Genomic DNA, 23949 nt, shown 5'->3' on the forward strand with positions numbered 1-23949 from the left:
GGTGACATCACCAAGAAGCTCACCCAACGAGGTAGTATCCGCTTTCCGATGGGCCGCGCTGGCCGGTGCTTCGGGAACTTCGCTGCTCATCAGAACCTGCCAGACTGGCCGTCCGACGGGTCCCGGGTGACGGGATCGCCGGTAAGGGGATCGGTGGCGAAGGACTCGTCATCCAACCTGTTCCCGGTCCACGGCTCCTCCACCAATTGCGGGCTGTCCAGCGAGGACGCGGACCCTGCGGACGGGTAGTTGCTGCCCGGTGCGCCGCCGTCGAAACCGGCGGTGGCGACGGCCGGGCCTGGAAGGTGGACCGGCGGTGGGGGAGTAGTGCCACCGGCAACCGGCGGGTACGGAGTCGAGCCAAGTGCCTGCCCACCGTTGGCGGACGTTTCCGGAGCCCCGGCGGTGAGTCCACGGGTGAGGCGGCCGGCAAGGATGCCGGCGCCGGCTGCCAGCAGCAGGAAGGTGCCGGGCTTGTTCCGGGCGAAGGTCTGGACCTCGCTAAGGAGCGAACCCGGATCCCGGTTCTCGAGCCAGCCGGCGATGGAGGAAGTGCGTTCCGCCGCTTCACGGATGAGGTCAGTAGCCATGCCCTGCTCTCCGGGAGCCTCGGCCATGCTGTGCAGTTGGCTGGAGATGTTCCGGATTCCCTCGGCAGCCTTCTGCTGCTGGGTCCCGGCCTGGCTGGTGAGCCCGGATTTTGCCTGGTTCATCAGGTCCTTCGCACTGGACTTGGCCTCGGACGCCACATGGGCGACTTCCTCCTTGGCCGTCTGCGCGACATTCTGCGCCGAATCCGCCGCGGTCCGGGCCACATCAGTTGCCTCGTCCTTCGCGGCGTCCTTGCGTGAGGTGCCCGTCACATCGCCCAAGGGGGTGGCGTCCGGAACGTACTCCGTGGTCGCCCCGAATCCGCCGGTGCCGGCGGTGGGTGCTGGCGTATCAGACCATTGGTTCTCTGTCATCGTTGCTCTCTCTTTCCAACAGGCCGGTTTGGTTGGCCCAAACCGGCGAGAAGTGGCCGTAGATAAGTAACCTGCTGTTCTGGCCGTAAAATAATAAGCACGATTACTACCAATTGGTAAGTACCCTTGCTAACTGGTTCTAAACGGTCTTGGCAAAGTCAGTCGGAACGGCGGAGGGCCTGACCGGTCATATCGAGGTGGAAGTGGTGGAAAGCGTGGAATCAGCCCCGTGGGTTTGGATTGTGGTTGCTGTTGTTGTGGTGGTCCTGGTGGTGTTGCTCCTGTTGTCCGGGAGGCGGCGCAAGGCGGCCCAGGAGAAGCGGGACCAGCATCACCGGCAGGAAGCAGCGGAAATCCGCAAAGAGGCGGAGAACCGGGAGCTTGATGCCCGCGAACGCGAAGCCAAGGCTGCCCGCGCCCGTGCGGACGCCGAGCAGGCCCAGGTGAATGCGGCCAGGCTGCGCCAGGAAGCCGAAAAGCACTCCACGGAGGCGCAGTCGGTGCGCGAGGATATTGGCCAGAAAACGCGCCGGGCCGATGAATTGGACCCCGATACTGATACCCGGGATGGCGGCCAGCGTCCTGATGTGGCGCGGGACGCCGACGCCGGTGCCCGGGATGGCGGCCAGCGTCCTGATGTGGCGCGGGACGCCGACGCCGAAGGGACAGGGCGGCGCCGCGCGGGAAATCCCGGGGAACCGAAGATCTAGCCGGGCCCCCGCTACCGGGGTGTGAGGACGGGCGAGGGCGCAACGCCGTCGCCCGTTCCCATGCCCCGCAGCACTTCCGCGACCGCATCGGCGGAAGAGATGCGTGGCTCCCAGCCAAGGACCCGCCGGGCTTTCCCGGTGTCCATGATGGGCGCGCCGGCAGCCATCTCCACCCAGCCCGAATCCGTGGGTTGGATCCTGAGCCGCCAGGTCAGTCCGGCGAGGCCGCGCAGAAGTCCCATCGGGATGGGGAGGATGCGCTTTGCCCCCAGGATGCGGGCCAGCACCTGGGGTGTGACCACAGGCTCTGCAGCGATGTTGAACGCACCGCTGGCACGCTGGTCCACTACCCGCCAGTACGCCTCCGCCACGTCATCGACGTGCACCGCCTGGAAAATCAAGCCTTCCGGAACGGTCAGCAGCGGAATTCGGAGCCGTTTGGGCAGCAGCCGCGGAAAGACCGGGCCCAGGAAATAGCGGCCGATTTCGCTGCCGGCATCACCCTGGAAAATCAGGCCGGGCCGGAGGCGGGCCACGGCAATCCCGGGCTCGGCGGCCGCAAAGCGGTCCAGTGCTTCTTCCTGCTCGGCCTTGTGGCGGCTGTAATGCGAGCCGGCCATTCCGCCTGCCGGCCAGGACTCGTCTGTGCGCTGGTCCTTTGGCGCTTTGCTGTATGCCCCCACCGAGGAGGCGCAGACAATCTGCTTGACCCCGGCCGCCTTGGCGGCGGCCAGGACGTTCCGGGTGCCGGTGACGTTGGTCCGGTAGAGCTGTTCCAGGTCGCGGTTGGGTTGAATCTGCCAGGCCAGGTGCACCACGGCGTCCACGCCGGCCAGGGCCTGCTCCAGTTTGGAACGGTCCGCAGCCAGCCCAACGTCCAGGCAGTGCCAGTCGACCCCGGCGTAGGGCTGCCGGCCGGTGTCCGGCAGTCGCCGGCTGATCGCTGTCAACCGCAGGCTGCCGGGCTTCCTGGCCAGCTGTCCCTGCAGGTTCCGCAGCAATGCCGTGCCGGCGTTTCCGCTGGCTCCGGTGATGGCGATGTGCATGGCGAAGACTCCTTGGCGGTTTGACGGTTCGGGCCCTACCATCCGAGCCTAGCCCCGGAAAGCTTGTTTAATAAGCAGCCTTATGATTTCCTGCTTACAAGTCTTGCCCCAGGCTTTCGGAAACCAGACCGAGGGAATCATCCCAATGCCCGAATCCGTTGCTGCCGCCGCACTGGAGCCCATTATTGACCGCCAGTGCCCCGCAGAATACCCGCCACCATCCCGTCCAAAGCCCGCCGGCCGGCTGCAGGAAACCTTCGACAATGAGCTGGTCCTCAGCTACCTGGACCTCGCCGAGGCCCTGGCCAGACGGTTCGAGGCTAGGGGCCGCGAACGCGCAGACCTCAACCAGGTGGCCTACCTTGGCCTGGTCAAGGCAGCCAGGGGCTTTGACCCGGCCAAAGGCGGGAGCTTCCCCGCCTACGCCGCACCCACTATCACCGGGGAACTGAAAAGGTACCTGCGGGACAGGACCTGGGTGGTGCGGCCACCCCGGAACATCCAGGATCTACGGACGCGGATGTTCCGGGTCGAACCCGAACTGACCCAAGACCTGGGGCGCACCCCCAGTGTGGCGGAACTGGCTGCTGAACTGCAGGTGGATCCGGCTGAGGTGCGGGAAGCGATCTCGGCGGGCAGCAGCCTGCATCCTGATTCGCTGGACGCGGTCAATCCGGGCACAGACGCGCCCTGCATCGGGGACGTGTTGCCGTGCCAGGATTCACCGCTCGAAAGGCTTGAGGAGCTGGCCTGCCTGCGCGGCGCCATCCAGGGCCTGGCGGACGCGGACCGGGACCTCCTGTACCGCCGCTACTTCTGCGAGGAAACGCAGGCGGAACTGGGGAAGAGGCTGGGGATGTCCCAGATGCAGGTGTCGCGGCGGCTGGCACGGGTCCTGGTGGAGCTTCAGGGCCGGCTCGAAGAGGCGGCATCCGGGCGCGGGACCTTGCCGGCAGCTGACCGGGCCGGCCGGGAATGCTTTCCCGGGCCGGGAGATCCCGGCTCGGTGGGGTAGCTGCAGCGACGGCAGGAAGTCCGCCGCCGGCGGGGTGCTGCCCCCTGCCTGCCGGCCTTTCCGCAGCACGCGGAGGGCCGGCAGGAAAAGTGGCGGAGCCTGTTTAGGCAGGCATCAGGAGGGAACAAGGTGGGTATGGAAAGTTCCGAAAGGCCAAAGCTGCGGGCGGTCCTGTTCGACCGCGATGGCACCTTGGTCCTCGATGTCCCGTACAACGGGGACCCCTGCCTGGTGGAACCGGTGACCGGCGCCAAACCGGTCCTTGACGCCATCCGCGCTTCGGGACTGGCCACGGGAGTGGTGAGTAACCAGTCCGGGATTGCCCGCGGCCTCGTCACCCCGGCCCAGGTGGCGGCGGTAAACCGGCGGGTGGAGGAAATCCTGGGTCCGTTCGATGTCTGGGAAATCTGCCCGCACGGGGATGGGGATGGCTGCAGCTGCCGGAAGCCGGCTCCGGGCATGATCCTGAGCGCCTGCAGGAAGCTGGGCATCGAGCCCTTTGAGGCGGCACTGATCGGCGACATCGGTGCTGATGTTGGCGCTGCCGAGGCGGCCGGTGCGGCCGGCGTCCTGGTGCCCACCCCGGTAACCCGGGCTGAAGAAGTAGCAACGGCCAGGATGGTGGCACCCAGCCTTGCGTCCGCCGTCGTACTCCTCGATGAAGCCGGTTATCTTCCGGCAGCTCCGTAGTGGGAAGCGTCCTGGTGGCCAGGCTGGATAGCATGGGCGACGTGCTGCTGGCCGGCCCGGCCGTCCGGGCGGTGGCCAACGGCCGCCTTGCTGACGGCCGGCGGCCGAACAACGTGGTGCTGTTGTGCGGCCGGGACGGCGAGGCTGCCGCCGGAATGCTGCCGGGCGTCACGGAGGTCTGCAGCTGGGACAGTCCCTGGATCATGAACCCGGCGCCTGCCCTGACCGGGCCGCACGCAGAATGGCTGATCGATTATGTGCGCAATTCACGGGTCACCGAGGCTGTCATCCTCACCTCCTTCCACCAGTCACCGCTGCCCTTGGCGCTGCTGCTGCGGCTTGCCGGCGTGGAACGCATCACCGGCGCCTCTACCGACTATGCCGGGTCCCTGCTGGACATCCGGCTCAAGCCCGGCGAGGACTTTCCGGAGGACCAGCCCGAAGCGGAGCGCGCCCTGGGGATCGCAACGTCGGCCGGCTTCCGGCTTCCTGCGGGCGACGACGGCCGGCTGCGCCTTTCGTCCGTTCCCAACACCGGCCCGCTGGTCGGCGGGGAGCCGTACGTGGTGGTCCATCCGGGTGCGGCCGTCCCCGCCCGGGCCTGGCCGCCGCTGCACCACGCCGCCACGGTGGAGCTCCTCCAAGGCGCCGGACGCCGGGTGGTGGTCACCGGCGGGCCCGCCGAAACGTCCTTGACTGCGACGGTGGCGGGACCGTCCGCACTGGACTTGGGCGGCCGCACCGACCTGCGGACCCTGGCTGGCGTGATGGCGGGAGCCGACGCCCTCATCACCGGCAACACCGGCCCCGCCCACCTGGCAGCGGCGGTGGGAACACCCATCGCGTGCCTCTTTTCGCCCGTGGTGCCGGCCATTCGCTGGGCACCGTACGGCGTGCCGCTGGAGTTGATGGGGGACCAGGACGCCGAGTGCCGGCTGACCCGCGCCCGGGTATGTCCGGTGCCCGGCCACCCCTGTTTGGATTCCGTGTCACCGGAGGACGTGGTGGCCGCCGTAGAGCGCCTGATCGGTGGCGTCCGCTCCTTCAGCACCCACGCCAGCACGCGTCGAAAGGCGTGGAACCGATGAGGATTCTGCTTTGGCATGTCCACGGTTCGTGGACCGACGCCTTTGTCCGCGGCAGGCACGAGTACCTCCTCCCCGTGCTCCCCGGCGGCGGCCCCTGGGGGCTGGGCCGCGCCGGCCGGGACTGGCCCGCCTCCGTCCACGAGGTGGACCTGGCCACGCTGCCGGCCGAGGCCGTGGACGCAGTGGTCCTGCAACGGCCGGACGAGGCATCGGCAGTAGCCCTGCTCCTGGGCAGGGTTCCGGGCGTGGACGTCCCCGCCGTGTACCTGGAACACAACACGCCCAAAACCGGGTTCCCCTTCGCTGCGCATCCGCTCGCCGACCAGGACCGCATCCCGCTGGTGCACGTTACCCATTTCAACAAGCTGGCCTGGGACAACGGCCGGGCCCGGGCAACCGTGATCGAACACGGCATTCCGGACCCCGGGCTGCTGTACACGGGCGAGCTGCCCGAACTGGCGGTGGTGGTCAATGAACCCGTCCGCCGCGGTCGGGTTACGGGAACGGACCTGCTCCCCGCGTTTGCTGCGGTGGCCCCGCTCCAGGTGTTCGGGATGGAAACGCACGGCCTGGCCGCGGCCATTGGTGTTGACGGATCCCGGTTGCGGGCCCGGGGAGACCTGAAAACCGCCCAGCTGCACCGCGAACTTGCCCGTTGCCGCGTCTACATCCACCCCATGCGCTGGACGTCGCTAGGGCTCTCGCTCCTGGAAGCCATGCACCTTGGCATGCCCGTGGTGGCGCTGGCCAGCACCGAGGCTCCCCGGGCCGTCCGGCCCGAGGCCGGCGCCGTGTCCGCAGACCTTGACGAGCTGGTCCGTTGCGCCCGCATCCTGCTGGCGGACCCGGAGGAAGCACGACGGCGGGGGGCCGCCGGGCGTGCAGCGGCCTTGGAACGCTACGGGCTGGGCCGGTTCCTGGGCCGCTGGGACGGACTCCTGGCCGAGCTCACCGGCAGCAGCGCAGACAGTACCCCTGGCCCCGGCGAGCAGATCCTTGTCCCGGCACAAGAGAGGAAGGCACCATGAGAATTGCCATGATCTCCGAGCATGCCAGCCCGCTGGCGGCCTTGGGCGGAGTTGACGCTGGCGGCCAGAACGTCCACGTCGCAGCCCTTTCCGAGGCCCTGGCCCGCCGCGGCCACCATGTCACCGTCTACACCCGCAGGGACGCAACGGAGCTTCCCGCCCGGGTCAGGGTGGGGCAGCGCCTTGAGGTGGTCCACGTGGATGCGGGCCCTGCCCGGCACGTCCCAAAGGACCAGCTGCTGCCCTACATGGGCCAGTTGGCCGCCGGGGTGGCTGCGGATTGGGCCAGGCGGCCGCCGGACGTGGTCCACGGACATTTCTGGATGTCCGGCCTTGCCGCCCTGGACGCTGCCCGACGGGCCGACGCCGGTCACCGCGTCCCGGTGCTCCAGACCTTCCACGCGCTGGGCACGGTCAAGCGCCGGCACCAGGGTGCGGAGGACACCAGCCCGCCCGAGCGCACCTGGCTGGAACCGGGGGTGGGCCGCTCCGCTGACGGCATCATCGCCACCTGCCCGGATGAAGTCCTGGAACTCACCGCCATGGGCATCGACGCGGCGAAGATATCCACCGCACCCTGCGGGGTGGACCTGGACTTCTTCGCTCCGGACGGGCCGGCAGACGCCCGACGGCGGCGGCACCGGGTCCTCTCAGTGGGCCGGCTGGTGCCGCGCAAGGGTGTGGACCTGGTGATCCGCGCCCTGCCCCACCTGCAGGCAGCAGGCTTCGACGACGTCGAACTGCTCATTGTGGGCGGTGGCGGGAACGCACTTGCGCTTGACCCGGACTCTGAGGTCCGGCGCCTGCTGGACCTTGCCACGCGCCTCGGCGTCGCCAACCACGTAAGCCTGCACGGGCAGGTGCCGCGTGATGCTATGCCCGGCATCTTCCGCAGCGCCGACGCCGTGGTGTGTGCTCCCTGGTACGAACCGTTCGGCATTGTGCCGCTCGAAGCGATGGCCTGCGGAGTCCCTGTGGTGGCCGCCGCCGTGGGCGGACTGCAGGACACGGTGGTGGATCGCGGCACCGGTCTGCACGTTCCGCCGCGCGATCCTGCCGCCATCGCCGCTGCGCTCGCCATGCTGCTGGCGGACAAGGCCCTGCGGACCCGGCTGGGAAGCGCGGGTGAGCAGCGCGCACGCACCCTCTACTCCTGGGACCGGGTGGCCGCCCTAACCGAAGAGGCGTACCTGGCTGCCATCGCCGGCACAACGGCCGGCGCCGTTTCCATGGAAGGAGCCGCGCTGTGACGGCAGAATTTTCGGTCCGCGATGTGGCCTTTGATGCCCTCGCCCGCACCGCTGCCCGGCAGGGGCCGCGTCCGGGCGGACCGTATGTGAACCAGGCCAGCGCGGACGCCGTCCGCGTCCATCTTGGCAATGTTTTACCGGCGCTGGAATCGCTGCGTAGCCAGTCGGACCGGCTGGCGGCATGGGGGGTGGAGCTGGCCCAGCGCCTGCTGCGCGGCCACCGCCTGCTGGCAGCCGGGAACGGCGGCTCAGCGGCGGAAGCCCAGCACCTCACCGCCGAATTGGTGGGCAGGTTCGACGGCGAGCGCGTCCCGTTTTCGGCCATCTCCCTGCACGCGGAGACCTCGGCCGTGACCGCAATCGCCAACGACTACGGCTACGACGAGGTGTTTGCCCGGCAGGTCCGGGCGCACGGCCGCTCCGGTGACGTCTTGATGTTGCTGTCCACCAGTGGCCAAAGCCCGAACTTGCTCCGGGCGGCGGAGGTGGCAGCCCGGCTGAACGTCCGGACCTGGGCGCTGACCGGCGTCGCCCCCAATCCACTGGCCTCTGCGTGCGATGAGGCCGTCACTGTGAATGCCCTTAACGCCAACGCCCAGGAGGCACACCTGATCGCGCTGCACGCGGTGTGCCGGGCTTTTGACCTCGAGGTGGCACGGCGCGGCGCGGCGGGCAACGCCGGCCGCATGCCGGAAGGACTGCGGCCATGACCATTGTGGTGGTGGGCGATGTGATGCTGGATGTGGACCTTGCCGGGGAGGCCACGCGGCTCAGCCCGGACGCGCCTGTCCCGGTGGTCGATGTCACCAGCGTCCGGCGCAGGGCAGGCGGCGCCGGCCTCGTCGCCCGGATGCTGGCGGCAGACGGCCGGCCGGTGACCCTGGTGACGGTGCTGTCAGCTGACGACGCCGGCCGCCAGCTGGCAGCTGAACTCGCCGGTGTGCAGCTGGTGGCAGGCGCCACGAGCCACCCGTCGCCGGTGAAAACAAGGGTCCGGGCCGGCTCGCACCCGGTGGTCCGGTTCGACCAGGGCTGCGCCGCCACGCCGGTTCCGCACGCCACGCCGGACATGCTCAGGGCCGTGGAAGCCGCGGAGGTGGTGATTGTCGCCGATTACGGCAGGGGCCTGGCCGCCAATCCGCAGCTGCGCATCGTCCTGGAGCAGGTGGCAAAGAAGGTGCCCGTCATCTGGGACCCGCACCCCGCCGGGGCGGATCCGGTGCCCGGCGTTGCAGTGGTAACGCCCAACCTCGCGGAAGCCAGAAAAGCCGCCGCCGCAGCGCCGGCAGGCCAGCCGGCGGGGACTGGCCACGGAGACAATCCAGGCGGAACCCGTGCCCGGGCTTCAGCCGAAACTGCTTCCGGCGAGGTTGCCGGAGAAACAGCAATTGCGGGGGAAGCCGCCCGCCTGGCCCATGTCCTGCTGGCCCGGTGGCGCAGCGGCGCCGTGCTGGTGACCACCGGGGCCGATGGTGCCGTCCTGCTGCAGGAAGGCAACGCCGCTTCCCGCTGCGTTCCGGCGCCACGGGTGGAAACCGGGGACCCCTGCGGTGCGGGGGACCGGCTGGCAGCCGGGCTGGCGGTGCATCTGCTGTCCGGCCTCGGCCTGGAGGAGGCCGCCACGCTGGCGGTCCGGGACGCCGCTGACTTCCTCGCAGCCGGCGGTGTTTCGGCCCTCGCCGGAGCCGGTGAGGGCATCGCGACTCCTGCGTTGCCCGCTGGTCCCGCACCGGCCGCCGCCGCAGTGTCCGCAGCCGTATCCCAACAGGCGGGCTTCCCGGCGGGACCCGCCCTGGCGCCGCCGTCCCGGACCCCGGCGCGAAGGCGCAGCACCGAACCCCTGCTTCTGGCCCGCACCGTCCGCGGCGGCGGCGGCACGGTGGTGGCCACCGGCGGGTGCTTCGACCTCCTGCACGCCGGACATGTCCGCTCCCTTGCCGCCGCCCGCGAATTGGGGGACTGCCTGGTGGTCTGCCTGAATTCCGATGCCTCAACACAACGGCTCAAAGGTCCCGGCCGGCCCATCATCAGCCAACAGGACCGGGCCGAACTGCTGCTCGCCATGGAATGCGTGGATGCGGTGCTGGTGTTCGATGAGGACAACCCTGAAGCTGCCCTGCAACGGCTCCGTCCGGACATCTGGGTCAAGGGCGGCGACTACCGGGGCGCGCGCCTGCCGGAAGCGGACCTGGTCGAAAGCTGGGGCGGCCGTTGCCTCACCGTCCCGTTCCACCCTGCCCGTTCCACCACCGGCCTTGCCGACGCCCTGGCCAAAGTCGGCTGACCTGTTTCGCCTACCGAAGGGAACATCATGACCGCAGAAAACCTGACTGCACGCCGCTCACCAGGCCGGGTGCTCGTCACCGGCGGTGCCTCGGGACTGGGGGCCGCCGTCGTCAGTGCCGTGCTTGAGGCCGGCGGCACCCCGGTGGTACTGGACCGCGACATCAGCAAGGTGGCGGGGGTCAAAGCCGTGGAAGTGGATGTTGCCGACCGGCCGGCCGTGGAAGCCGCCGTGCGCGAGGCTGCCGGAATGCTCGGCGGACTCGACGCCGTGGTGACGGCCGCAGGCATCGACCGGTGCGGTGCGCTGGCGGACGTGGACGCCCTTGAATGGGAGAAGGTGATCGGGGTGAACCTGATGGGCACCGTCTCCGTGGTGCGGGCCGCACTGCCGCACCTGGCCGCAACGCACGGCCGGGTGGTGACCGTGGCCTCCACCCTGGGCAAGCGGGCCGTGGCCGATGCCACAGCCTACTGCGCCTCGAAATTCGGGGTGGTGGGCTTCAGTCACGCCCTGGCAGCGGAAACCGGCGGGAAAATCGGGGTCACCACCATGATTCCCGGCGGGATGAAAACACATTTTTTTGATGACCGCACCGAACAGTACAAGCCCCAGGACGATTCGCGCCTCAACGATCCCGGCAACGTGGCCCAGGCAATCCTGTTCGCGCTGACCCAGCCGCCGGGATGCGAAATCCGCGAAATGCTGGTCTGCCACGAAGAAGAGGGCTCCTGGCCCTGACCCTTATAGGGATCAGCCGGGACCGAACCCACAGGAGCCAAACATGCCTACCGCTGCCACCGAAACCCTTGACCATCACGAACCGGCCGTCAGCGCCGGGATCACCATCATCAACCCGCGCACCGGGGAAACCCTGTGGACGGTACCGGAAACGCCCCCGGAGGCGGTGCACCACGCCGTCCACGTGGCCCGGGGTGCTGCCGCGGGCTGGGCAGCAACAGCCCCGGCAGCACGCGGGGCAGCTGTCCGCGCCGCGGCAGCAGCCCTGGCTGAGGCCGCCGCCGAATTGGCAGGGCTCAATGCCAGTGAAACCGGCAGGCCCATTGACGAGGCCCTCGCCGGGATCGCCGCCGGGGTGTCCACGCTGGAGCAGTACGCCGAGCTGGGTCCCGTGCACCGCGGCCACAGCCTCCGAGGTGACAGGCTCGCCAGCGACTACACAGTGGCGGAACCGCGCGGCGTGGCCGTCCTGCTCACGCCGTGGAACGATCCGGTGGCTGTGTCCTGTGGACTGATCGGGGCCGCACTGATGTCCGGCAACACCGTCATCCACAAGCCCAGCGAACGCTGCCCCCGGCTGGGGGAGGCCCTCGGTGAAGTGCTGGCACCGGCCTTCCCGGCCGGAGTGCTCGCCACCGTTACCGGTGGCGCCGGGGTGGGGCGGCTCCTCACAGGGTCCGGGGTGGATGTGCTGGCCCACGTCGGTTCCAGCGCGGCGGGCGCCGGCATCGCCGTGATCGGGGCCCGCGCCGGCGCCCACGTGATCCGGGAGAACGGCGGCAACGATCCGCTGCTGGTGGATCGCGACGTGGACCCGGCCTGGGCCGCCGGGCAGGCCGCCGTCGGCGCTTTCAGCAACAGCGGCCAGATCTGCACGGCCGTGGAACGGATCTACGTCCACGCTGACATTGCTGAAAGGTTCTGCGCCGCGCTCGAAGCGGAGGCTGCCCTGCGGAACGCCAACGGTTCGGTGGCGCCCCTGGTGGACCGGCGGTTGCGGGAGGCTGTCCATGCCCAGGTCGCCGACGCCCTGGACCACGGTGCCCGGGCGGCGGAAGGCGGCGCCGTGCCCGCCGGTCCCGGGTCGTTTTACCCGGCCACGGTGCTGCTCGGCTGCACGGAGGCCATGGCCGTGATGGCGGAGGAGACGTTTGGCCCCGTAGCGCCGGTGCAGGTGGTGGACACGTTCGACGACGGCCTCCGCCTCGCGTGCAGCGGCCGGTTTGGCCTCGCAGCCACAGTCCTGACCAACTCGGTGGCGCACATCCAGCAGGCCGTGGCGGACCTGCCGGTGGGAACGGTGAAGATCAACGCGGTGTTTGGCGGGGCACCCGGTGGCGCGGCGCAGCCCCGGGGCGGGAGCGGGCACGGGTTTGGCTACGGGCCGGAGCTGCTGGACGAGTTCAGCCAGGTCAAAGTGGTCCACATCGCTGCGCCGCCGGCACCCAGCGGAAACGCTGAGGAAAAGGTATGAATCCCGCGGCGGAGGATGCGGAGCCGGGGCAGGTGGACCTCGCCAACCAGCAGGCCCTTGCCGACTGGCTGCCTGGCCGGCTGGCCGCGGAACAGCCGGCCGTGCTGGTGATTGGCGACGTGATGCTGGACGGCTGGTGGACCGGCAGCATCGAGCGGATGTGCCGCGAGGCTCCTGCGCCCGTGGTGGACATCAACTCCCGCGGGGCTGCCCCGGGCGGCGCGGCCAACACCGCCATGAACCTGGCGGCGCTCGGCGCCAGGGTGGCCGTTGCCGGCATCATCGGCACGGACGCCGCGGGGGTGGAGCTACGGGACAAACTGGTGGCCGCAGGAATCGACGTCCGGTACCTGCAGTCGCACCCGGACATGGTCACCACCACCAAAATCCGGATCAGCAGCGGCGGCCAGGTGCTGTTGCGGATGGATGACTCAGCCACGGCCGTGCCGCCCGATGCACTGGCCGCGCTGGCCGCTTCGGTGCGGGACGCCGTCGGCCGCCGCAGCGCCGTGCTGGTCTGTGATTACGGGACCGGAGTGCTTGCGGAACCCGTGCGGGCTGCGCTGCTGGCTGTCCTGGGCGGAACCGGCCCGGGGCCAGCCGCTGGCGGCCCGGGGCGCCCGCTGGTGGTGGTGGATTCCCACGATCCCCGTCCCTGGGCGCAGCTTGGGCCGGACCTGGTGACGCCCAACGCCCAGGAAGCGGCCCGGCTGCTGGGCTGCCGGCTGCCCGAAGGGCCGGAGCGGGTGGACGCGGTGGCGGCGGCGGCGCCGGCGCTGCTGGCTGCCACCGGATCCCGGGCCGTGGTGGTCACGCTGGACCGCGACGGGACTGTCCTGCTGGGGCCGGGCGGCATGGCCCACCGGACCTGGGCACGGCCCGCCGCCGAAAAGCAGGCTTCAGGGGCGGGGGATACGTTTGTGGCGGCGCTGACGCTGGCGATCGCCGGTGGCCTGCCGCTGGCAGCCGGACTGGACCTTGCCCAGGCGGCGGCGGACGTGGTGGTCCATCAGCCTGGCACCTCCGTCTGCAGTACGGGGCAGCTCAGCCGGTACCTGCGGGCGTTTGCCGACACGGCGCTGGGCGCTGACGAACTGCTCCGCCAGATGGAGCTGCACCGGGCTGAGGGGCAGCGGATTGTGCTGACCAACGGCTGCTTCGACGTCCTGCACAGCGGCCACACCCGTTACCTGTCCCAGGCCAGGCAGCTCGGTGACGTGCTGGTGGTGGCGCTCAACAGCGACGATTCCGTGCGCCGGCTCAAAGGCCCCGACCGGCCCATCAACAACGTTGCGGACAGGGCCGCGGTGGTGGCCGCCCTGAGCTGCGTGGATTACGTGACGGTCTTCGACACCCCCACGGCGGCGCCGCTGATCCGGCACCTGCGGCCTGAGGTGTACGCCAAGGGCGGCGACTACACCCCTGAGATGCTGGCGGAAACACCCGCCGTGGAGGAGTACGGCGGCCGGGTGGCCATCCTGGATTACGTCGCGGAGCGGTCCACCACTGCCGTTGTCAACCGGATCCGGGATGGGGAGGGCGCGGCAACCAACCGGTGACGGCGGGCCGGACAACAGATGCAGGCGAATGCGGTCCCGGGCACGTCGCGTTTGCCGTACCTGCCGGCGGCCCGCAGGCCGCCAACTTTCCGGCCGTGAACTGCACACTAGGGTTGAAGCATGAATGAAGTGCGGCGCGGGTAATGGCGAAACGCGGACGGGCGGCCGGCCGGGGCAGCAGGTCGGCAGCAGGCGTGGTGGAGATCCCCAAGGGCACGCGGCCCGATGGTCCGGTGGAAGGCGTGTACTACGTCGACACCGGGGACTGCGAACTCATCGCCGACCAGGACAACTCCACCGGCTGGCTCCTGAAGATCAACGGGGTCATGAGCTCGCACATCGACCTGGCCGACCCGCTGTTCCTGGACTTCGAATACATGCGCTGGATGGCCGCGCTCATCGAGTCCCGCTGGCCGCCGTCGGACGCTTCTTCCGGGGCAGGCCAGCCGGGCCGGATCCGGGGCCTGCACCTGGGCGGCGGCGCCTGCTCCATGGCGCGGTACTTCGCCGCGGCCTACCCGGATGCCCGCCAGGTGGTGGTGGAGCTGGACGGGAAACTGGCCGAGTACGTGCGCGGCTGGTTCGACCTGCCCAAGGCGCCCCTGCTGCGGCTGCGGGTTGGGGAGGCCCGCGAGGTCACCGAAACGCTCACCGCCGACACCCGTGACTTCATCATCAGGGACGTCTTCGCCGGGGCCCTGACCCCGCGGCCGCTGACCACCGCCGAATTCAACCGGCACGCTGCCCGCGTGCTGGCGCCAGGCGGGATGTACGTGGTGAATTCAGGCGACGCCCCGGACCTGAAAAACGCCCGGGAGGACGCCGCCACCATCGCGGCCACCTTTGCCTATACCGCGATCATCGCCGATCCCGCCATGCTCAAGGGCCGCCGCTACGGCAATATGGTGATGGCCGGCAGCGATATCCCTTTCGCCGACGATCCGCGGCTGGTCCGCCGGCTGCTCGGCGGTGCAGTGCCGGCACACCTGTGGGACGATGCGCAGGTGCGGGCCTTTGCCGCCGGCGCCCCCGTCCGCTCCGATCCTCCCCACCCGCACCCTGACCTCGCAAGCTCGGCCAGGGAACCCGGCGGGCGTGGGCCCACACCACCCGCACCCTGACCTCGCAAGCTCGGCCAGGGAACCCGGCGGGCGTGGGCCCACACCACCCGCACCCTGACCTCGCAAGATCGGCCAGGGAACCCGGCGGGCGTGGGCCCACGTAGTTAGTGTTTTCAGCGGCCCAGCAGCTTCTCCCGGTGCTCCGCCATCCGGCCCCGCAGCGCCTGCACCACGGCGGCCACGGCGGGGCGCCGCATGGAGTCCGGCCGGAGCACCATCCAGTAGGGGAGCAGCTCGCCGATCTCATCGGGCAGCAGCCGGACCAGGTCATTGTGCAGGTCGCCCATAAAGCACGGCAGGAAACCGATCCCGGCCCCGGCGCGCGTCGCTTCAACGTGGACAAACACGTTGGTGGACGTCAGCCCGTCGCGCATGTCCGGCACCAGCCGGCGGGGCGCGTCCAGGCTGTCCACCTGCAGCATTGAATCCACGAAGTACACCAGCGGGTGACCGCTGAGCCCGGCCACGCTGTCCGGGGTGCCATGCTCGGCCAGGTACGTCCTGGACGCATACATCCCCAGCATGTAGTCGCCCAGCCGGATGGCCTCGGCCCGGTGCACCTGCGGTTCGCCCACCACCACCTCGATGTCCAGCCCGGAACGCTGCTGCAGCGCCCGCCGGGTCATGGTCACCACCTCCACGCTGAGCCCCGGATGATCCCGCCGCAGCCCCGCTACCGCCGGCGCCGCGATGTAGGCGCTGAAGCCATCCGTCGCGGTCATCCGGACGACGCCGGCAACCGGGTCCGGTGCCGCGCCGTCGGCTCCCAGCGTGCCCAGTACAGCCTCCACCTGCTCGGCCGCGCGGACCGCCTTCGCGCCCAGCTCTGTCAGCTCCCAGCCGCCCGATGCCCGGGCCAGGACCCGGCCGCCCAGGGACTTCTCCAGCGCGGCGATCCTGCGCGAGACTGTGGTGTGGTTCAACCCCAACGCCTGTGCCGCCGTCGTGAATTTCGCTGAGCGGGACACCGCAAGCAACACCAGCAGGTCATCCGGGTTCGCCTTCATGTCTGCAATTGTGCACACAGCAGGTGCCGGATTGGGCATTGTCCGTGCAAGTTTGTGCAGCAATACTCAAGGAAGCCATTTGTGCTGGCTATCACAGCACGTGTCACCGTGGACACCAAGGAGAAACCCATGAGCGTAGGACAACGCCCGGCGGACAACGCCGCAGGACCCGCAGGCAAGGGGTCCGGACTTAAGAAGATCGTCGCCGCCTCGATGGTGGGGACGGTGGTGGAGTGGTACGAGTTTTTCCTCTACGCCACCGCCGCCACCCTGGTGTTCGGGAAGTACTTCTTCCCCGCCACCGGCAACGAGCTGGACGGGATCATCCAGGCGTTCATCACCTATGCGGTGGGCTTCGTTGCCCGGCCCCTGGGCGGCATTGTGTTTGGCCAGATCGGCGACAAGCTGGGCCGCAAACCCACGCTGCAGCTGACCATTGTAATTGTTGGCGTGGCCACGTTCCTGATGGGCTGCCTGCCGGGCTTCGCCGAGATCGGTTACATGGCACCCGCCCTGCTGGTGGCCCTGCGCTTCATCCAGGGCTTCGCGCTCGGCGGCGAATGGGGCGGCGCCGTCCTGCTGGTGGCTGAACACAGCCCCAACAAGTCGCGCGGTTTCTGGTCCAGCTGGCCGCAGGCGGCCGTCCCCGTGGGCAACCTGCTGGCCACCCTGGTGTTGTTTGTGATGTCCTCCACCCTCAGTCCGGAGGCCTTCCTCGGCTGGGGCTGGCGGGTGGCGTTCTGGCTCTCCGCCGTGATCGTGTTTGTGGGCTATTACATCCGCACCCACGTGACCGAGGCACCGATCTTCCTCGAAGCCAAGGCGCTTGTGGAGAAGGAGCAGGCCGTCAGCTACGGCGTCTTCGAGGTGGTCCGCAAATACCCGAAGGGCATCCTGCAGGCCATGGGCCTCCGGTTCGCGGAAAACATCATGTACTACCTGGTGGTGAGCTTCGCGATCGTCTACCTCAAGACTGTGCACAAGTACGACACCTCCTCGCTGCTGCTCGCCCTGCTGATCGCCCACGTGATCCACTTCCTGGTGATCCCCCAGGTGGGCCGCCTGGTGGACAATGTAGGCCGCAAGCCCGTTTACCTGTTTGGTGCCATCGCCGGCGCCACCTGGCCGTTCTTCGCCTTCCCCATGTTCGACACCCGCAACGCCGTGGTGATTGTGGCCGCGGTAACCGTCGGCCTGGTCCTGCACGCGTTTATGTACGCCGGACAGCCCGCCATCATGGCTGAGCTGTTCCCCACCCGGATGCGGTACTCCGGCGTCTCGCTGGGCTCCCAGGTCACGTCCATCTTCGCCGGGTCGCTGGCCCCGCTGCTGGCAACCCAGTGGCTCAAGGACACCGGTTCCTGGCTTCCCACCGCCCTGTACCTGGTGGTGGCCTGCGCCATTACCGCCGTGGCAGTGCTCAGCCTGAAGGAAACCAAGGGCATCGCCCTGGAGGACGTGGACCAGGCCGACGCCGCCCGCGAAGGACTCGTTCCGGCCCGGACCCGCTGAGGTGCCGGAGCCGGTGGTACAGCCGAAGGACAAGGCCAGGTTGGGAGCAGGGATGGGTATGGAAAGCACTTTGAACGGACGCAAGGCGCTGGTCACCGGCGGTGCCAGCGGCATCGGCGCCGCCTGCGTGCGGGAACTCGCCGCCCGGGGCGCCAAGGTGGTGGTGGCCGATGTCGACGCCGCCGGGGCCGCCGCGCTCGCCGATGAGGTGGGCGGCACCTCCTGGGCCGTGGACCTGCTCGACGTCGACGCCCTGGCCACCCTCAGCCTGGACTGCGACATCCTGGTCAACAATGCAGGAATCCAGCGGGTCAGCCCCATCGAGGAGTTTGACCCGCTGGAGTTCCGGCGGATCCTCGCGCTGATGCTGGAGGCGCCGTTCCTGCTGATCCGGGCCGCGCTCCCGCACATGTACGCCAACGGTTTCGGCCGCATCATCAACCTGTCCTCGGTGCACGGACTGCGGGCCTCGCCGTTCAAGAGCGCCTATGTCTCCGCGAAGCACGGGCTGGAAGGCCTGAGCAAGGTGACGGCACTGGAAGGCGGCGAACGGGGCGTCACCTCCAACTGCATCAACCCCGGCTACGTGCGCACACCCCTGGTGGAGAAACAACTGGCGGACCAGGCCCACCTGCACGGCATCCCCGAATCCGAGGTGCTGGCCAAGGTGATGCTCACCGAGTCCGCCGTGAAGCGGCTGGTGGAGCCTGCTGAAGTGGCGTCCCTGGCGGCCTGGCTGGCCTCCGACCACGCTGGCATGGTCACCGGGGCCAGCTACACCATGGACGGCGGCTGGTCCGCCCGCTGAGGACCGGACCGGGCTGGGGGCGGCACTACTTGGACTGCGCCCCGGCGCTGGCAACGGCATCCGCCCCCGCCGGTGCGCCGCCGTTGATGATTTCCTCGGCGTTGGTAAACGCCCAGCCAACCAGCGGGATCAGGTGTCCGCTCAGTTCGTAGCCGCGGTCCGTCAGGCTGTAGTCCACGCGCGGCGGAATGATGGGCTGGGCGGTGCGCCGCACCAGTCCGTCGCGCTCCAGGGTCTTGAGCGTCTGGGCCAGCATCTTCTCGCTGATTCCCTCCGCCCGCCGGCGCAGTTCACTCCACCGCTGTTCTCCCTCGGACAGCGACACCAGGATCAGGACACCCCATTTGCTGGTCACGTGGTCCAGCAGGGTGCGGCTGGGACAAGCGGCCGGGAACACGCCATAGGTGAAGCTGGCGGGCAGCGGAGCCGGCAATGTTGATGCTTCCATGACCCCAGCTTACTTTGAGGTCAGTACCTTACCTCAAAGTGCGTACTCTCTTTCCGGAAGTAATCCGGTCCGCTGCAGGTTATGCCCTGCGACACCGTAATAATTCCCGAAAGGATTCATCATGAGCATTGTTGTTACCGGAGCCACCGGACAGCTGGGCCGCCACGTCATCGCCGCATTGCTGGAGCGCGGGGTCCCCGCTGCAGGGATCGTAGCCACCGGACGGGACACCGGCAAGCTGGCCGATTTCGCCGCCCGGGGCGTCCGGGTCCGGGCCATGGATTACGCGGACGCGGCCTCGGTGGCTGCTGCCCTCGAAGGAGCCAGCCGTGTCCTGCTCATCTCCGGCAGCGAAGTGGGCCAGCGTGTGGAACAGCACCGGACCGTCATTGAGGCCGCCAAGGCAGCGGGCGTGGAACTGCTGGCCTACACCAGCATTGCCAACGCGGACACCACCGGCATGAAACTGGCCGGCGAGCACCAGGCCACCGAAACCCTGCTCCGCGAATCCGGCGTCCCGTTTGTCCTGCTGCGCAACGGCTGGTACCTGGAAAACTACACCGAACAGCTTCCCGGCACCCTGGCCCAGGGCGCCCTGGCCGGCAGTGCGGGTGACGGCAAGGTCAGCGGAGCCGCGCGGGCGGATTACGCCCACGCCGCGGCGGCCGTCCTGGTGGCCGGCGACCAGGCAGGCAAGGTCTACGAACTGGGCGGCGACCACGCCTTCTCCATGGCTGACCTGGCCGCGGAAATCACTGCAGCCACCGGCCAGGAGATCACCTACACCGATCTTCCCGCCGAGGACTACGCAGGAATCCTGGTGGGCGTCGGCGTCCCCGCCCCCTTCGCCGACATCCTGGCGGACTCGGACCTGGGCATCGCCAGGGGAGACCTCCTGGTCAGCTCCGGCGATCTTGCCCGCCTCATCGGCCGCCCCACCACCTCCCTTTCGGAGGCACTCCGGACGGCCGCTGCCAGCAACTGACCGCTTCTGCCGCAGCGCGGAGGATGCCCGGTTCCCCTTGGGGCGCCGGGCATTTTCCGTTGCCGGGGGTCCGGGACTTGATCCCTGGGGCCGGTCTTGGTGCACTGGTAGGCATCAAGCGGTGCAGCCTGCCCCGCGCGCAGCCCGCCTACGGCATCCTGCGCTCCGCCGCCCACCGTCAATCCGAAGGAACCGAACATGAGCGTGGATACCCCCAGCAGCCAGGACCGCCAGCCCCGGCAGCTCATCATCATCGGCTCCGGCCCGGCCGGCTACACGGCGGCGATTTACGCGGCCCGCGCCGGCCTCGCGCCGCTGGTGCTGGCCGGTTCCGTCACCGCGGGCGGCGCCCTCATGAACACCACTGAGGTGGAAAACTTCCCTGGCTTCCCGGGTGGCATCCAGGGCCCGGAACTGATGGATGGGCTGCAGGAACAGGCGCAGAAGTTCGGCGCCACGGTAGTGTTCGACGACGTCACGGAAGTCAGCCTGGCCGGCCGGCTGAAGACAGTGGTCACCGGCGCCGGGGAAACCCACCAGGCGCCCGCCGTTATCCTGGCCACCGGCTCCGCATACAAGGAGCTGGGCCTGCCCGAGGAGAAGAAGCTCAGCGGACACGGCGTCTCCTGGTGTGCCACCTGCGACGGGTTCTTCTTCCGGGAACAGGACATCGTGGTGGTGGGTGGCGGCGACTCGGCCATGGAAGAAGCCACGTTCCTGACCCGGTTCGCCAGGACCGTGACGGTGGTGGTCCGCAAGGGTGAGCTGCGGGCCTCCCGCATCATGGCGCAGCGGGCCAAGGACAACCCCAAGATCAGCTTCGCCTGGCACTCGGCCATCACCGCCATCCACGGCGACGGTAAGGTCACCGGCGTGACGCTGCAGGACACCCGGACCGGCGAAACCAGGGAACAGTCCGCCACCGGCATTTTTGTGGCCATCGGTCACCTGCCGCGCACCGAGCTTGTGGCCGGCCAGGTGGACCTCGATGAAGACGGCTACATCCGGGTGGACGCCCCCACCACCGTCACCAACCTTTCCGGCGTGTTCGCCTGCGGCGACGCCGTGGACCACCGGTACCGGCAGGCGATCACCGCCGCCGGCACCGGCTGCGCCGCCGCGCTCGATGCCGAGCGGTTCCTCGCTGCCCTCGATGACGCCGCCAGCATCGCCACCGCCCTGGTGGAGGAACCGGTCCACGGCTAGGGTGACCCGACGGCGGTACTTCCGTGCCGCCGTCGTTCGCCGATTCATCCGGTATTCCAGACACCGGCTTGTCCCGGCGGCGTGCCGCAGCGGCCGGTACGGGGCCATGCTTGGGTACGGGATACCGGACACGCGCAACCAAAGGATCGATTTCGCCCATGACTGCAGCACCCAGCACCAGCCCTGCCCCCGCGGCGGATGGCAGGGTTCCGTCCAAAGTGCCCGCCGCCGAAAACACGTTGCGGATCCTGAAGCTGCTGGCATCCCGGCGCGGGCCCATGGCGGCGTCGCAGATCGCGTCCTCGCTGGGGTTGCCGCGCTCCAGTGTCTACCATCTGCTGGGCGTGATGGAGGCGAACGGCTTTGTGCTCCACCTGCACGAGGAACAGCGGTACGGGCTAGGCATCAGCGCCTTCGAACTGAGCTCCGCGTACTCGAGGCAGGAGCCGTTATCCCGGCTGGGCAGGCCCCTGCTGGCCGCGCTGGTGGATGTGCTGGGCGAGAGTGCGCACCTGGCCGTGCTGCACGGCCGGGACGTGCTGTACATCGTGGAGGAGCGTGCCAAAAACCGGCCGTCGCTGGTGACCGACGTGGGTGTCAGGCTCCCCAGCCATCTCACCGCCAGCGGCCGGGCCATCCTGGCTGCGCTGCCAAAATCCCAGGTCAGGGCCCTGTACCCGAATGCTGCTGCCTTCTCTGCCCGGCATGAGGTGCCCGGCGCCATCATGAAGTACTCGGCGTTGTCCTCGCACCTGGACCAGGTCAGGCAGCGCGGCTACGCCACCGAACACGGCGAAGTAACGCCTGGGTTCGGGTCCATCGCCGCCGCCGTCACGGACCACCTGGGCTGGCCCACCGCCGCGGTTGCGGTCACTTTCCTCGAGGACAAGCTGCCGTCGGCTGACTGGCCCGTTCTCGCTGCGCGGGTGCAGAAGGCCGCGGACGACCTCTCGGTCCGCATCCACGGCCGGCCGGCGGCCTGACCCCGCCCTGCTTGCGGTGGGCGGCCGCCTGCGTGCCCCCCTTCCCAACTGACTCGCAGTTGTTGTCGTTTTGGGGGCTCTAAACGACAACAACTGCTACCTGGTTTGGGGGCGGGGCGGGGTTGTCTGGAATCCCGGACAGGACCCCTGCAAAAGTCCTGTCGCCGGGCCGAGCCAGGGGCTTTAGTGGATACAGGACAATCCGCTATGCAGACAAAAAGGAGCCACCATGGCACCCGCCGATTTCACCACCGGTGCCCGCCCGGTCAAAGCCGCCCGGGGCACCACGCTCACTGCCAAATCCTGGCAGACCGAAGCGCCGCTGCGCATGCTGATGAACAACCTGGACCCCGAGGTTGCCGAGCGCCCCGATGACTTGGTGGTGTACGGCGGGACCGGCCGGGCAGTCCGCTCCTGGGCCGCGTTCGACGCGATCACCCGCACCCTGGAAACCATGGAAGCGGATGAAACCCTGCTGGTCCAGTCCGGCAAGCCCGTGGGTGTCTTCCGCACCAACGAATGGGCACCACGTGTGCTGCTGGCCAACTCCAATCTGGTGGGCGACTGGGCCAACTGGCCCGAGTTCCGCCGGCTCGAGGCCGAGGGCCTGATGATGTACGGCCAGATGACGGCCGGGTCCTGGATTTACATAGGCACCCAGGGCATCCTGCAGGGCACCTTCGAAACCTTCGCGGCGATCGCCCGCAAGCTCACCGGTGACGAGAACGGCACGCTCGCCGGCACCCTGACCCTGACCGGCGGCTGCGGCGGCATGGGCGGCGCCCAGCCGCTCGCCGTCACCCTGAACGACGGCGCCTGCCTGATTGTCGACGTCGACGAATCCCGCCTCCGCCGACGCGCCGGGAAGCGCTACCTGGACGAGGTGGAAACGGATCTCGACGCCGCCATCGCCAAGGTGCAGAAAGCGAAAGCGGAGCGCCGCGGCTGGTCTGTGGGCTACGTGGGCAACGCCGCCGAAGTTTTCCCGGAGATCCTGCGCCGCCACCGTGCCGGCGAGCTGACAGTGGACATCGTCACGGACCAGACCTCCGCCCATGACCCGCTGAGCTACCTGCCCGAAGGAATGTCCGTCGAAGAGTGGCACCGCGAAGCTGCGTCCGACCCGGACGGGTTCACCAAGAAGTCCCAGGCGTCCATGGCCCGCCACGTTGCGGCCATGGTGGACTTCCAGGATGCCGGCGCCGAAGTCTTCGACTACGGAAACTCCATCCGCGACGAAGCCCGCAAGGGCGGCTGCACCCGCGCCTTCGAGTTCCCCGGATTTGTGCCCGCCTACATCCGGCCGCTGTTCTGCGAGGGCCTCGGCCCGTTCCGCTGGGTGGCCCTTTCCGGCGATCCGGAGGATATTGCCGTCACGGACCGGGCCATCAAGGAACTCTTCCCGGACAACAAACATTTGCACCGCTGGCTCGATGCCGCGCAGGAGCGCGTCGAATTCGAGGGCCTGCCCGCCCGTATTTGCTGGCTGGGTTACGGCGACCGCGCCAAGGCCGGGTTGCTGTTCAACCAGTTGGTCAGGGATGGAAAGGTCAAGGCGCCCATCGTGATCGGCCGCGACCACCTGGATTCCGGCTCGGTGGCTTCCCCCTACCGAGAGACCGAAGCCATGGCAGACGGCTCAGACGCGATCGCCGACTGGCCCATGCTCAACGCCCTGCTCAACACCGCCTCCGGCGCCACCTGGGTTTCGCTGCACCACGGCGGGGGAGTGGGCATCGGCAGGTCCATCCATGCCGGCCAGGTGTCCGTCGCGGACGGCACGGACCTCGCGGCGCAAAAACTTGAGCGGCTCCTGACCAACGATCCCGGGATGGGAGTGATCCGCCACGCAGACGCCGGCTACGACCGGGCATTGGAAGTCGCCGGGGAACGCGGCGTCCGCATCCCCATGAACGAAACCCGCTAGCCCACCCTCCCCACGCCCGCCCCACCCCAACTGACTCGCAGTTGTTGTCGTTTTGAGCCCCCAAAACGACAACAACTGCGAGTCAGTTGGGAGGAACCACCG

22 protein-coding genes are annotated in these 23949 nt (G+C 69.0%); 18 read left to right on the forward strand and 4 right to left on the reverse strand.

Going from position 1 to position 23949, the window contains the following annotated elements; all coding sequences use genetic code 11:
- Window positions 1-89 precede the first annotated feature (89 nt).
- Window positions 90-965 carry a hypothetical protein gene (locus tag QRN07_RS19185; RefSeq protein ID WP_285241931.1) on the reverse strand — a complete coding sequence of 292 codons (876 nt, stop codon included), beginning with the start codon at window positions 963-965 and terminating at the stop codon, window positions 90-92.
- Window positions 966-1114: 149 nt separating this feature from the next.
- On the opposite strand from QRN07_RS19185, the gene QRN07_RS19190 reads away from it, so the two are divergent.
- Complete coding sequence (locus tag QRN07_RS19190; RefSeq protein ID WP_285241932.1) at window positions 1115-1675, forward strand: hypothetical protein; 561 nt, start codon at window positions 1115-1117, stop codon at window positions 1673-1675.
- A gap of 11 nt (window positions 1676-1686) precedes the next feature.
- Here QRN07_RS19190 and QRN07_RS19195 read toward each other — a convergent pair whose 3' ends face one another.
- Window positions 1687-2721, reverse strand: coding sequence for an NAD-dependent epimerase/dehydratase family protein (locus tag QRN07_RS19195; RefSeq protein WP_285241933.1), 1035 nt, complete (start codon window positions 2719-2721; stop codon window positions 1687-1689).
- A 145-nt stretch (window positions 2722-2866) separates the two neighbouring features.
- Between QRN07_RS19195 and QRN07_RS19200 the strand changes: the two genes are divergently transcribed.
- From QRN07_RS19200 to QRN07_RS19250, 11 genes are all read left to right on the forward strand, one after another.
- On the forward strand, window positions 2867-3736 hold the full coding sequence (locus tag QRN07_RS19200; RefSeq protein WP_285241934.1) for a sigma-70 family RNA polymerase sigma factor: 870 nt from the start codon (window positions 2867-2869) through the stop codon (window positions 3734-3736).
- A 135-nt stretch (window positions 3737-3871) separates the two neighbouring features.
- Window positions 3872-4426 carry a D-glycero-alpha-D-manno-heptose-1,7-bisphosphate 7-phosphatase gene (locus QRN07_RS19205; RefSeq protein ID WP_285241935.1) on the forward strand — a complete coding sequence of 185 codons (555 nt, stop codon included), beginning with the start codon at window positions 3872-3874 and terminating at the stop codon, window positions 4424-4426.
- Window positions 4426-5514 carry a glycosyltransferase family 9 protein gene (locus QRN07_RS19210; RefSeq protein WP_285241936.1) on the forward strand — a complete coding sequence of 363 codons (1089 nt, stop codon included), beginning with the start codon at window positions 4426-4428 and terminating at the stop codon, window positions 5512-5514. Before QRN07_RS19205 ends, QRN07_RS19210 begins: the two co-directional genes overlap by 1 nt.
- The gene (locus QRN07_RS19215) at window positions 5511-6542 is read left to right on the forward strand and encodes a glycosyltransferase (RefSeq protein WP_285241937.1); all 1032 of its coding nucleotides are present in this window, start codon (window positions 5511-5513) and stop codon (window positions 6540-6542) included. Before QRN07_RS19210 ends, QRN07_RS19215 begins: the two co-directional genes overlap by 4 nt.
- A complete protein-coding gene (locus QRN07_RS19220) occupies window positions 6539-7792 on the forward strand; it encodes a glycosyltransferase (RefSeq protein ID WP_285241938.1) in 1254 nt (417 codons plus the stop codon). The genes QRN07_RS19215 and QRN07_RS19220 overlap by 4 nt, the downstream gene beginning before the upstream one ends.
- Window positions 7793-7878: 86 nt before the next feature.
- Window positions 7879-8502, forward strand: coding sequence for a D-sedoheptulose-7-phosphate isomerase (locus tag QRN07_RS19225; RefSeq protein WP_285241955.1), 624 nt, complete (start codon window positions 7879-7881; stop codon window positions 8500-8502).
- Window positions 8499-10076 (forward strand): PfkB family carbohydrate kinase, encoded by a 1578-nt coding sequence (locus QRN07_RS19230; RefSeq protein WP_285241939.1) that lies wholly within the window; start codon window positions 8499-8501, stop codon window positions 10074-10076. The genes QRN07_RS19225 and QRN07_RS19230 overlap by 4 nt, the downstream gene beginning before the upstream one ends.
- Before the next feature lie 27 nt (window positions 10077-10103).
- On the forward strand, window positions 10104-10817 hold the full coding sequence (locus QRN07_RS19235; RefSeq protein WP_050684984.1) for an SDR family oxidoreductase: 714 nt from the start codon (window positions 10104-10106) through the stop codon (window positions 10815-10817).
- Between the two features lie 43 nt (window positions 10818-10860).
- Window positions 10861-12291 (forward strand): aldehyde dehydrogenase family protein, encoded by a 1431-nt coding sequence (locus QRN07_RS19240; RefSeq protein ID WP_285241940.1) that lies wholly within the window; start codon window positions 10861-10863, stop codon window positions 12289-12291.
- Window positions 12288-13850, forward strand: coding sequence for a D-glycero-beta-D-manno-heptose 1-phosphate adenylyltransferase (rfaE2, locus tag QRN07_RS19245; RefSeq protein ID WP_285241941.1), 1563 nt, complete (start codon window positions 12288-12290; stop codon window positions 13848-13850). Before QRN07_RS19240 ends, rfaE2 begins: the two co-directional genes overlap by 4 nt.
- Window positions 13851-13993: 143 nt before the next feature.
- Window positions 13994-14971, forward strand: coding sequence for a spermidine synthase (locus QRN07_RS19250; protein ID WP_285241942.1), 978 nt, complete (start codon window positions 13994-13996; stop codon window positions 14969-14971).
- 113 nt (window positions 14972-15084) lie between these two features.
- On the opposite strand, the gene QRN07_RS19255 is transcribed toward QRN07_RS19250, so the two are convergent.
- Complete coding sequence (locus tag QRN07_RS19255; protein ID WP_050684977.1) at window positions 15085-15978, reverse strand: LysR family transcriptional regulator; 894 nt, start codon at window positions 15976-15978, stop codon at window positions 15085-15087.
- 129 nt (window positions 15979-16107) lie between these two features.
- Here QRN07_RS19255 and QRN07_RS19260 point away from each other — a divergent pair, with 129 nt between their 5' ends.
- Both QRN07_RS19260 and QRN07_RS19265 read left to right on the forward strand, forming a co-directional pair.
- Window positions 16108-17490 carry an MFS transporter gene (locus QRN07_RS19260; RefSeq protein ID WP_285241943.1) on the forward strand — a complete coding sequence of 461 codons (1383 nt, stop codon included), beginning with the start codon at window positions 16108-16110 and terminating at the stop codon, window positions 17488-17490.
- Window positions 17491-17548: 58 nt separating this feature from the next.
- Complete coding sequence (locus QRN07_RS19265) at window positions 17549-18298, forward strand: 3-hydroxybutyrate dehydrogenase (protein WP_050684997.1); 750 nt, start codon at window positions 17549-17551, stop codon at window positions 18296-18298.
- 25 nt (window positions 18299-18323) lie between these two features.
- On the opposite strand, the gene QRN07_RS19270 is transcribed toward QRN07_RS19265, so the two are convergent.
- A complete protein-coding gene (locus QRN07_RS19270; protein WP_050684976.1) occupies window positions 18324-18746 on the reverse strand; it encodes a winged helix-turn-helix transcriptional regulator in 423 nt (140 codons plus the stop codon).
- Window positions 18747-18867: 121 nt separating this feature from the next.
- On the opposite strand from QRN07_RS19270, the gene QRN07_RS19275 reads away from it, so the two are divergent.
- The 4 genes from QRN07_RS19275 (at window position 18868) to hutU (ending at window position 23847) form a co-directional block, all read left to right on the forward strand.
- Entirely contained in the window at window positions 18868-19731 is an 864-nt protein-coding gene (locus QRN07_RS19275) for an SDR family oxidoreductase (protein WP_285241944.1), read from the forward strand.
- Window positions 19732-19929: 198 nt separating this feature from the next.
- Window positions 19930-20937 (forward strand): thioredoxin-disulfide reductase, encoded by a 1008-nt coding sequence (gene trxB / locus QRN07_RS19280; RefSeq protein ID WP_050684972.1) that lies wholly within the window; start codon window positions 19930-19932, stop codon window positions 20935-20937.
- A gap of 158 nt (window positions 20938-21095) precedes the next feature.
- Complete coding sequence (locus tag QRN07_RS19285; RefSeq protein ID WP_050684970.1) at window positions 21096-21920, forward strand: IclR family transcriptional regulator; 825 nt, start codon at window positions 21096-21098, stop codon at window positions 21918-21920.
- 229 nt (window positions 21921-22149) lie between these two features.
- A complete protein-coding gene (gene hutU, locus QRN07_RS19290) occupies window positions 22150-23847 on the forward strand; it encodes a urocanate hydratase (RefSeq protein WP_285241945.1) in 1698 nt (565 codons plus the stop codon).
- Window positions 23848-23949 lie beyond the last annotated feature (102 nt).

Origin of the sequence: Pseudarthrobacter sp. MEB009 (genome assembly GCF_030208875.1) — a bacterium.
Classification (GTDB): domain Bacteria; phylum Actinomycetota; class Actinomycetes; order Actinomycetales; family Micrococcaceae; genus Arthrobacter.

Bases quoted from the DNA above. Each gene is read 5' to 3' on its own strand.
- QRN07_RS19185 (WP_285241931.1), bottom strand. From the start codon at position 965: ATGACAGAGAACCAATGGTCTGATACGCCAGCACCCACCGCCGGCACC.
- QRN07_RS19195 (WP_285241933.1), bottom strand. From the start codon at position 2,721: ATGCACATCGCCATCACCGGAGCCAGCGGAAACGCCGGCACGGCATTG.
- QRN07_RS19200 (WP_285241934.1), top strand. From the start codon at position 2,867: ATGCCCGAATCCGTTGCTGCCGCCGCACTGGAGCCCATTATTGACCGC.
- QRN07_RS19205 (WP_285241935.1), top strand. From the start codon at position 3,872: ATGGAAAGTTCCGAAAGGCCAAAGCTGCGGGCGGTCCTGTTCGACCGC.
- QRN07_RS19215 (WP_285241937.1), top strand. From the start codon at position 5,511: ATGAGGATTCTGCTTTGGCATGTCCACGGTTCGTGGACCGACGCCTTT.
- QRN07_RS19220 (WP_285241938.1), top strand. From the start codon at position 6,539: ATGAGAATTGCCATGATCTCCGAGCATGCCAGCCCGCTGGCGGCCTTG.
- QRN07_RS19230 (WP_285241939.1), top strand. From the start codon at position 8,499: ATGACCATTGTGGTGGTGGGCGATGTGATGCTGGATGTGGACCTTGCC.
- QRN07_RS19235 (WP_050684984.1), top strand. From the start codon at position 10,104: ATGACCGCAGAAAACCTGACTGCACGCCGCTCACCAGGCCGGGTGCTC.
- QRN07_RS19240 (WP_285241940.1), top strand. From the start codon at position 10,861: ATGCCTACCGCTGCCACCGAAACCCTTGACCATCACGAACCGGCCGTC.
- rfaE2 (WP_285241941.1), top strand. From the start codon at position 12,288: ATGAATCCCGCGGCGGAGGATGCGGAGCCGGGGCAGGTGGACCTCGCC.
- QRN07_RS19250 (WP_285241942.1), top strand. From the start codon at position 13,994: ATGGCGAAACGCGGACGGGCGGCCGGCCGGGGCAGCAGGTCGGCAGCA.
- QRN07_RS19255 (WP_050684977.1), bottom strand. From the start codon at position 15,978: ATGAAGGCGAACCCGGATGACCTGCTGGTGTTGCTTGCGGTGTCCCGC.
- QRN07_RS19260 (WP_285241943.1), top strand. From the start codon at position 16,108: ATGAGCGTAGGACAACGCCCGGCGGACAACGCCGCAGGACCCGCAGGC.
- QRN07_RS19265 (WP_050684997.1), top strand. From the start codon at position 17,549: ATGGAAAGCACTTTGAACGGACGCAAGGCGCTGGTCACCGGCGGTGCC.
- QRN07_RS19270 (WP_050684976.1), bottom strand. From the start codon at position 18,746: ATGGAAGCATCAACATTGCCGGCTCCGCTGCCCGCCAGCTTCACCTAT.
- QRN07_RS19275 (WP_285241944.1), top strand. From the start codon at position 18,868: ATGAGCATTGTTGTTACCGGAGCCACCGGACAGCTGGGCCGCCACGTC.
- trxB (WP_050684972.1), top strand. From the start codon at position 19,930: ATGAGCGTGGATACCCCCAGCAGCCAGGACCGCCAGCCCCGGCAGCTC.
- QRN07_RS19285 (WP_050684970.1), top strand. From the start codon at position 21,096: ATGACTGCAGCACCCAGCACCAGCCCTGCCCCCGCGGCGGATGGCAGG.
- hutU (WP_285241945.1), top strand. From the start codon at position 22,150: ATGGCACCCGCCGATTTCACCACCGGTGCCCGCCCGGTCAAAGCCGCC.